We start from the raw sequence: 777 nt of genomic DNA on the forward strand, positions 1-777 counted from the left end.
GCCAAGAAGTACCAGTTAAGGTTCTTGAGATTGACCGTCAAGGCCGTGTACGTCTAAGCATGAAAGAAGCAGTTGAAACGCCAGCTGAAGGCGAAGCACCTGCTGCTGAGTAATTCTCAGTAAAATGATGGAACTATCGCTTTTTAGTGATTTCTAACCCATCATTAATAAAGCATGTTATAAAGGGAGCATATCGCTCCCTTTTTTATTGCGGTCATAACAGGAGTAAGTATTTGTGAAATGGTTTCAAACCGCGAGTCTGTCTCTGCTGCTTGTTTTAACAGGTTGTGCATCGACAATGGACAGTTCAGCTCAGCGCTGGGTCTATCCACCAATGGCTGTACCACTTCAGCCGAGTGTGCAGCAAGAAGTTCAGATAGCTCGCTTATCTCAGTTGTTACAAAGACCCGACCTTGGTGATGACGTTCGCGCTAAAATGCTTTTTGAACGCGGCAACTATTACGATAGCGTAGGTCTGCGTGATCTCGCTCGACTCGATTTCAATCAGTCTTTGTCTTTGAACCCTGCACAACCTGATATTTTCAACTTGCTAGGCGTTTACTTTACTCAGGTGGGTGAGTTTGACGCGGCTTATGAGTCTTTCGATTCAACACTTGAACTTGATCCAAGTAACTCGTATGCAGAGCGTAACCGAGCGATTGCCCTCTACTATGGCGAACGTTACGAACTGTCTAATGAAGAGATGCTCAAGCACTACAATGACGATCCTAGCGATCCATTTCGTGCGCTATGGCTCTACATCATTCAGCCTGAGTT

1 protein-coding gene is annotated in these 777 nt (G+C 45.3%); it reads left to right on the forward strand.

Annotated features, from left to right (window positions below; genetic code table 11):
- Nucleotides 1–235: 235 nt before the first annotated feature.
- On the forward strand, nt 236–777 hold a 542-nt coding region (gene nlpI, locus KIV40_RS28495; protein WP_285352581.1), incomplete at its 3' end, for a lipoprotein NlpI.

The sequence above is a fragment of the Vibrio sp. D173a genome (assembly GCF_030248475.1).